Source organism: Flavobacterium orientale, from assembly GCF_014638005.1.
GTDB lineage: Bacteria > Bacteroidota > Bacteroidia > Flavobacteriales > Flavobacteriaceae > Flavobacterium > Flavobacterium orientale.
This window is the reverse complement of record NZ_BMFG01000021.1, coordinates 1-7,178: the sequence shown is the minus strand read 5'-3', so window position 1 is coordinate 7,178 and position 7,178 is coordinate 1. Positions and strand designations below refer to the sequence as shown.

The following is a 7,178-nucleotide window of genomic DNA, read 5'->3' as shown; positions in this document are numbered from 1 at the left end:
CTTGTTTTAATTTCTCTATGGCTGACTTAGAGAAAGACTCAAAATCGAATTGTTCGCTCATAATAATCAAATTTAAAAAATTTAAACATCCATTTTTTATATTTGACACAGTTTATTGAGCATACTCTTATCGGATCAGGTGCAAACCACCTACCAACTCTCGGATCCAACATTCTCGCTCCAAAATCATAACTATTCCCTTCCCCTTTTATCTCATCGTCCTTCTCCATCCCATTAAACCCATAGCGGTAGGATTCAGCACTACCATGTCGGTTTGGCACTAGCATTCCAAAAGGATAGTAATCTTCTACCTCATAAAAATGACATTATCTATAAGAACGTGACTTATTCAAAAATTTTCTTTCAACCCTTTAAAGATAAAAAAATAGTTGTGACTTGCAATTCATTAAAAAAAAATCAGAGCAAAATTTTACTTATCATGCTTTGCAATAAAAAAAAACAGCTAACCGTAGCTAGCTGTTTCTGCATCATAGAAGTTTAAAACTGCTATTTGTATTTTGAAATAATATCGTTAATAACTTTCTCTGTTAGCTCATGTCCTTCTAAAGATGGATATCCTTCCCATCTAACAATTCCTTTCGGATCTATAAGAACACAATGAGGAATACCGACAACTTCATACAAATTTTTTAAAACTTTCTTTGTGTCTATTGCACTGAAATATTCTATTTTAGGAGCATTAAAATTAACAATAACATCTTTTGTTTGATCACTTATTCCAATGATTACAAGGTCTGTTTTAAATTTTTCTTGAAAATCATTTAATTCTGGAATTGCTCTTTTGCATGGTGCACACCAAGTTGCCCAAAAATCAATTAAAATAAATTTCCCTTCAGTATTTGGTTTTTCAGAAATCCATTCCTCCACCACCAATTCCGGTGCTTTCTTATCAATATATGACTTAGCCCAAAGCTTTTTGTTTTGTGCTAACGAAGTCAAAGAAAAAAAACAAACAAGTAGTATTGCAATTCTTATCTTCATAACAAAATAAATTTACGACCCACACATTTCACAATCTTCCGGACCTGCATTTTTGGCCATTTCAATCATGGCTCTGTATTCTTCCGGAGTCATTTCTACGGGTTCGTTTAGCACTGCAATGGATTCTAATTTTTGAATAACCGGTTGCGGTTTTACTTCTTGCGGTTCTGCTTTTTTGTCGTTGTTTAATGTAAACTTGATTGCATCTACGGCAGATTTTGTACGCAAGTAATACATTCCGGTTTTTAAACCTGATTGCCAAGCGTAGAAATGCATGGAGGTTAATTTGGCGTAGGTTGCTCCTTCCATAAACAAGTTCAAGGATTGCGATTGGTCAATGAAATAACCTCGTTGACGCGACATGTCGATGATGTCTTTCATGCTCATTTCCCAAACGGTTTTGTATAATTCTTTGATATCTTGTGGGATGGCTTCAATGTTTTGCACCGAACCGTTGTGACGCATGATTTCTTGTTTCAAGGTATCGTTCCATAAACCAAGGCTTACTAAATCTTCTAACAGGTGTTTGTTTACCACGATAAACTCACCGGAAAGTACTCTTCTTGTATAAATATTCGATGTATAAGGTTCGAATGCTTCGTTGTTTCCTAAGATTTGAGATGTGGAAGCTGTTGGCATTGGAGCTACTAACAATGAGTTTCTCACGCCGTGTTCTACCACTTCTTTTCGCAAGCTTTCCCAATCCCATCGACCTGATAAATCGCTGTCTTTTAATCCCCAAAGGTTGTATTGGAATTCGCCTTGTGAAATTGGCGATCCTTTAAACGTAGAATAGGGTCCTTCTTCCTTTGCCATTTCCATAGAAGCGGTCACAGCTGCAAAATAAAGGGTTTCAAAAATATCCTGATTCAATTGTTTGGCTTCGTCACTTGTGAACGGCAAACGCAATAAAATAAACGCATCGGCTAAACCTTGCACACCCAATCCGATTGGACGGTGACGCATGTTAGAGTTTTCAGCTTCCGGAACCGGATAATAATTTCTGTCGATAACACGGTTCAAATTTCTGGTAACGCGTTTGGTAACATCATATAATTTTTGATGATCAAACTGTCCGTTTTCCACAAACATTGGCAAAGAAATTGAGGCTAAATTACAAACCGCAATTTCATCCGGTGATGTATATTCTAAAATCTCCGTGCATAAGTTGGACGAACGAATCGTTCCTAAGTTTTTCTGATTGGATTTTCTGTTGGCTGCATCTTTATACAACATGTATGGTGTACCCGTTTCGATTTGTGATTCTAAGATTTTCTCCCAAAGTTCACGAGCACGAACTGTTTTTCTGCCTTTTCCGGCAGCTTCGTATTTGTGGTACAAGGCTTCGAATTCATCACCGTAAACATCACACATTCCCGGACATTCGTTCGGACACATTAACGTCCATGAGGCATCGTCTTGCACGCGTTTCATGAACAAATCAGACGTCCACATCGCAAAGAATAAATCTCTGGCACGCATTTCTTCTTTTCCGGTGTTCTTTTTCAAATCTAAAAATTCGAAAATATCGGCATGCCATGTTTCTAAATAAATGGCAAAACTTCCTTTTCTTTTTCCACCACCTTGGTCAACATAACGAGCGGTGTCGTTGAAAACACGCAACATCGGTACGATTCCGTTTGATGTTCCGTTTGTACCGCGAATGTAAGAACCTGTTGCACGAACATTGTGAATGGATAGTCCGATTCCACCCGCTGATTGAGAAATTTTAGCTGTTTGTTTTAACGTGTCATAAATTCCGTCGATGCTATCATCCTTCATGGTTAACAAGAAACATGAAGACATTTGCGGCTTTGGAGTTCCGGCGTTGAATAAGGTTGGTGTTGCGTGTGTGAAGAACTTTTTCGACATTAATTCGTAGGTTTCTTTCACCGCTTCGATGTCATTCAAATGAATTCCCACCGAAACACGCATCAACATATGTTGTGGTCTTTCTACAATTTTTCCGTTGATTTTTAACAAATACGAACGTTCTAATGTTTTGAAACCGAAATAATCATAGTTAAAATCTCTGTTATAAATAATCATGGAATCCAATTCTACAGCATTGGCCATAATTGCTTCATACACCTCGTCGGAAAGCAAAGGAGCTTTTTGACCTGTACGTGGATTCACGTAATGGTACATGTCGGACATCGTTTCTGAAAACGATTTTTTGGTGTTTTTATGTAAGTTGGAAACAGCAATACGAGCTGCTAATTGTGCATAATCCGGATGAGCAATTGTCATCGAAGCGGCAGTTTCTGCTGCTAAATTATCTAATTCTGAAGTAGTTACCCCGTCATACAATCCTTCAATCACTCTCATGGCGACCTTTACAGAATCGACCAAATCATTCAAACCATAGCATAGTTTTTTAATTCTATCTGTAATTTTGTCAAACATTACCGGCTCTTTGTGGCCGTCTCTTTTTACTACATACATACTCTTACTTGTTTTTTAAAACAGAAAATCCCTTTTGCTGTTTTGGGTTATTTGTAACTTGTTTTTGGGAAACTAATCCCGGAAGCTCGGAACCCTTCGAGGGTTGGAACCCTTCGAGGGTTTGGAACCCTCGAAGGGTTCTGGGTTAAAAATCGGCGTCGAAACTAATTTTTTGCGAATCTGAATCGGTATTCATCACACCCGCTTTTTGGTATTCTGCTACTCTTTTTTCAAAGAAATTGGTTTTCCCTTGCAATGAAATCATGTCCATAAAATCAAACGGATTGGTTGAATTATACACTCTTTCGCAGCCTAATTCCACCAATAATCTGTCGGCAACAAACTCTAAATATTGTGTCATCAAAGTGGAGTTCATTCCGATTAAACTTGCAGGAAGTGATTCGGTGATGAATTCTCTTTCGATGGTTAAAGCATCTGTTATGATTTCGGTGATTCTGGCTTTTGAAACTTTATTTACCAAATGGTGGTTGTGCAAATGCACTGCAAAATCACAATGCACGCCTTCGTCACGCGAAATTAATTCGTTTGAGAAAGTCAATCCCGGCATTAATCCTCGCTTTTTCAACCAGAAAATCGAACAAAATGCTCCTGAGAAGAAAATGCCTTCTACGGCAGCAAAAGCAATTAAACGCTCTGCAAACGAATCAGAACTGATCCATTTTAAAGCCCAATTTGCTTTCTTTTGAATGGCCGGAAACACTTCGATGGCATGGAATAATTGGTCTTTTTCTTTTTCGTCTTTTACATAGGTATCAATCAACAACGAATAGGTTTCGCTGTGGATGTTTTCCATCATAATTTGAAATCCGTAGAAAAATTTGGCTTCGGGATATTGTACTTCGTTAACAAAGTTTTCGGCCAGATTTTCATTTACAATTCCGTCAGAAGCGGCAAAAAATGCTAAAATGTGTTTGATAAAATACTTTTCATCTTCATTTAATTTGGTATTCCAATCCGATAAATCCTGGTGTAAATCAATCTCTTCTGCGGTCCAGAAACTTGCTTCCATTTTTTTGTACCATTCCCAGATATCGTGATGTTTAATGGGGAAAATTACAAATCTATCTTTATTTTCTTGCAAAATTGGTTCTACTGCTGCCATCTTTTTCTATATTTAGTTATGTTGCGTTAAATTAATTGGTGTTTGAGAGTTACAAAGATTGCAATTCAAATTGGTAAATGAAAGCCAAACTTATTCACAATCGGGCTTAGTTTTTAACAACGAGTAATGTTATTCTTACTTTGAAAAAACAAACATAACTCGTTGTTATTTAACGTATTAAAAACTACTTTATTGGAGGTCGCGAGGGAAAAAGTAAATTTTTAAGGAATAATTGGGAAGATAACTTTTTAAAAAACTACTTTTCTTTTTGGTATTCTTTTCCCACTTTTTCCAGTTCCAAATACCATTCTTCGCCAAATTTTCTCACCAAAGCTTCTTTGACAAATTTATAGACGGGAACTTCCAATTCTTTTCCTAAAGAACAAGCCGGACTACAAATGTCCCATTTATGATAATTAACTGCTGAAAAATCAGAGAAATCTTTAACTCGAATGGGATACAAATGACAAGAAACCGGTTTTTTCCAAGAAATGATTCCTTGGTTGTAGGCTTGTTCGATACCACACAAAGCGGTTTTTCCGTCAAAAATCACATAGGCACAATCTTGCTCATTAATTAGAGGTGTTTCAAACTCGCCATCTTCACCTTTAATCCAAGTGCCTTGCTTTTCAATTGCTTCAATTCCTTCTTTTCGAAGAAAGGGCTTTACTTTAGGATAAATTTCATCTAAAATAATAGTTTCTTCTTTAGATAAAGGTGCTCCGGCATCCCCATCCACACAACAAGCACCTTGACAAGCTGATAGATTACATACAAATTCTTTTTCCAGAATTTCTTCCGAAACGATGGTTTTACCTAATTGAAACATAAAATTTTGAATAAAAATATGAGTACAAAGGTACAAAGGTTTGTTTGATAGAAGGGGTAGTTATTTCATAATTATTTCTTGTTTTTTATGCAGTATAAGCAATAAAAATGGGTAATTTTGCACTCAAAACTAAGGTCATGGAATTGGATTTAAGAGAGATTTTTACGGCTACAATGGTACTTTTTGCCGTAATCGATATTGTTGGTAGTATCCCGATTATTATTGATTTACGCAATAAAGTAGGTCATATTCAATCGGGTAAAGCATCGATTGTGGCTGCTGTGATAATGATTGCTTTTTTGTTTGTTGGAGAAACTATTTTAAGTTTAATTGGCATTGACATTAACTCGTTTGCCGTTGCCGGTTCGTTTGTTTTGTTTTTTTTAGCCTTAGAAATGATTTTGGGCATCCGACTTTATCGTGATGAAGAATCAACCTCTGCTTCTATTGTTCCTATTGCATTTCCGTTGATTGCCGGTGCGGGAACCATGACAACCATTTTATCCATTCGGGCTGAGTTTCAAACCGTGAATATTATAATTGCGATAGTGCTAAACATTATATTGGTTTATGGTGTTTTAAAATCATCTTCACGAATAGAGCGATTACTCACCAAAAACGGGTTGAGCGTCATTCGAAAAGTGTTTGGTGTTGTTTTGTTAGCTATTGCTGTTAAATTATTTGCAGCTAATGTTAAAGGGCTTTTTGTATAGTATTTCATTTAATACCTTTGTTGAGAATTATTTCTGATGAAAATTTTACACTATATACTTTTTATTCTTGCATTTGCATTAATTGTTTTTAATGTAACGCAACTTGATTTTGATAATATTTTAAGCAACGACAGTGTGATTGCTATGATAGGAATTGTCGCTTCGTTTTGTGCAATTTTAATATTATTGATTTTCAGAATGTCAAAATCTATTGAAGACAAACTTAAGGACTAATGCAATTTGATGTTTTATTGATTGGTGGCGGTGTTTCGTCGGTTTCGTGTGGTTTAGTTTTGGGTTCTGCTTTCAAAAAACCCTTTGCCGCCTCAAAGAAAATTGGCATAATTACCCACCAAAAATCATCTTCTTTACAAGATGCTGTATTCAACAATGCCTATGGTATTTCGGCCGGAAAATTAGGAGCAGATTTATTGGTAGAAACTTTAGAACAACTACAATCCCTTTATCCTCATGTTACTCAGATTCCGAGTGAAAAAGTGTTGAAAATTGAGGGAGAAAACGGCAATTTCTCTGTGGTTACCAACAAATCTGTTTATCAAACCAAACTTGTAGTTATTGGCATTGGAGCCGGAAATCCTTTTACGATTGAAGGTTTGGAAGCGTTCGTTATACCACATCAAAAAACGATTGCTGAAAAAAATCGTATTCAATTAAAGAATCACGACCATTTGGTGAAAGACGGCATTTATGTTTGCGGTGTTTTAGCCGGTTGGCGAAGTCAACTTTCCATTGCTGCCGGAAGCGGAGCTTCAGTTGCAACAGACATTTTAACGTTGTGGAACGGTGGCGTGCATGTTCATGTGCATGATAGTGTGAGGGAGTAGTGTCTGTTGTCTGTTGTCTGTTGTCTGTTGTCTGTTGTCTGTTGTCTGTTTAGGTGAAAATTAGCGTTTCACTTATTGCATAACCAGTTTTATTGGGAGTGTTCAATAAACTGTGTCATTTCATTTTATTCTATCACTAAAATACGCATTTAAATCATTTTGAATAGCAGACCAGTGAAAAATTTGTCCATTCCATCTAGTTTGTGCGTTCATAATAGCTA

The 7,178-nt window shown here is 36.4% G+C and carries 7 protein-coding genes and 1 pseudogene; 3 read left to right on the top strand and 5 right to left on the bottom strand.

The window, feature by feature from the left end; genetic code table 11:
- Positions 1–38: 38 nt before the first annotated feature.
- From IEV15_RS14405 to IEV15_RS14385, 5 genes and pseudogenes are all read right to left on the bottom strand, one after another.
- A pseudogene (locus IEV15_RS14405) lies at positions 39–290 on the bottom strand (hypothetical protein); the annotation flags it as partial.
- A gap of 217 nt (positions 291–507) precedes the next feature.
- On the bottom strand, positions 508–1,002 hold the full coding sequence (locus IEV15_RS14400; protein WP_188363245.1) for a TlpA family protein disulfide reductase: 495 nt from the start codon (positions 1,000–1,002) through the stop codon (positions 508–510).
- A gap of 12 nt (positions 1,003–1,014) precedes the next feature.
- Complete coding sequence (locus IEV15_RS14395) at positions 1,015–3,447, bottom strand: ribonucleoside-diphosphate reductase subunit alpha (protein ID WP_188363244.1); 2,433 nt, start codon at positions 3,445–3,447, stop codon at positions 1,015–1,017.
- Between the two features lie 145 nt (positions 3,448–3,592).
- Positions 3,593–4,570, bottom strand: a complete 978-nt coding sequence (locus IEV15_RS14390; protein WP_188363243.1) for a ribonucleotide-diphosphate reductase subunit beta — start codon at positions 4,568–4,570, stop codon at positions 3,593–3,595.
- A 256-nt stretch (positions 4,571–4,826) separates the two neighbouring features.
- Positions 4,827–5,399 (bottom strand): DUF3109 family protein, encoded by a 573-nt coding sequence (locus tag IEV15_RS14385; protein WP_188363242.1) that lies wholly within the window; start codon positions 5,397–5,399, stop codon positions 4,827–4,829.
- Positions 5,400–5,536: 137 nt separating this feature from the next.
- Here IEV15_RS14385 and IEV15_RS14380 point away from each other — a divergent pair, with 137 nt between their 5' ends.
- Genes IEV15_RS14380 through IEV15_RS14370 form a run of 3 tightly spaced genes read left to right on the top strand, consistent with a single transcriptional unit; the run spans position 5,537 to position 6,957 of the window.
- Entirely contained in the window at positions 5,537–6,112 is a 576-nt protein-coding gene (locus tag IEV15_RS14380) for a MarC family protein (RefSeq protein ID WP_188363241.1), read from the top strand.
- 36 nt (positions 6,113–6,148) lie between these two features.
- A complete protein-coding gene (locus IEV15_RS14375) occupies positions 6,149–6,346 on the top strand; it encodes a hypothetical protein (protein ID WP_188363240.1) in 198 nt (65 codons plus the stop codon).
- Complete coding sequence (locus tag IEV15_RS14370) at positions 6,346–6,957, top strand: FAD-dependent oxidoreductase (protein WP_188363239.1); 612 nt, start codon at positions 6,346–6,348, stop codon at positions 6,955–6,957. The genes IEV15_RS14375 and IEV15_RS14370 overlap by 1 nt, the downstream gene beginning before the upstream one ends.
- Positions 6,958–7,178: the final 221 nt, after the last annotated feature.

Bases quoted from the DNA above. Each gene is read 5' to 3' on its own strand.
- IEV15_RS14385 (WP_188363242.1), bottom strand. From the start codon at position 5,399: ATGTTTCAATTAGGTAAAACCATCGTTTCGGAAGAAATTCTGGAAAAA.
- IEV15_RS14370 (WP_188363239.1), top strand. From the start codon at position 6,346: ATGCAATTTGATGTTTTATTGATTGGTGGCGGTGTTTCGTCGGTTTCG.
- IEV15_RS14380 (WP_188363241.1), top strand. From the start codon at position 5,537: ATGGAATTGGATTTAAGAGAGATTTTTACGGCTACAATGGTACTTTTT.
- IEV15_RS14395 (WP_188363244.1), bottom strand. From the start codon at position 3,447: ATGTATGTAGTAAAAAGAGACGGCCACAAAGAGCCGGTAATGTTTGAC.
- IEV15_RS14390 (WP_188363243.1), bottom strand. From the start codon at position 4,570: ATGGCAGCAGTAGAACCAATTTTGCAAGAAAATAAAGATAGATTTGTA.
- IEV15_RS14400 (WP_188363245.1), bottom strand. From the start codon at position 1,002: ATGAAGATAAGAATTGCAATACTACTTGTTTGTTTTTTTTCTTTGACT.
- IEV15_RS14375 (WP_188363240.1), top strand. From the start codon at position 6,149: ATGAAAATTTTACACTATATACTTTTTATTCTTGCATTTGCATTAATT.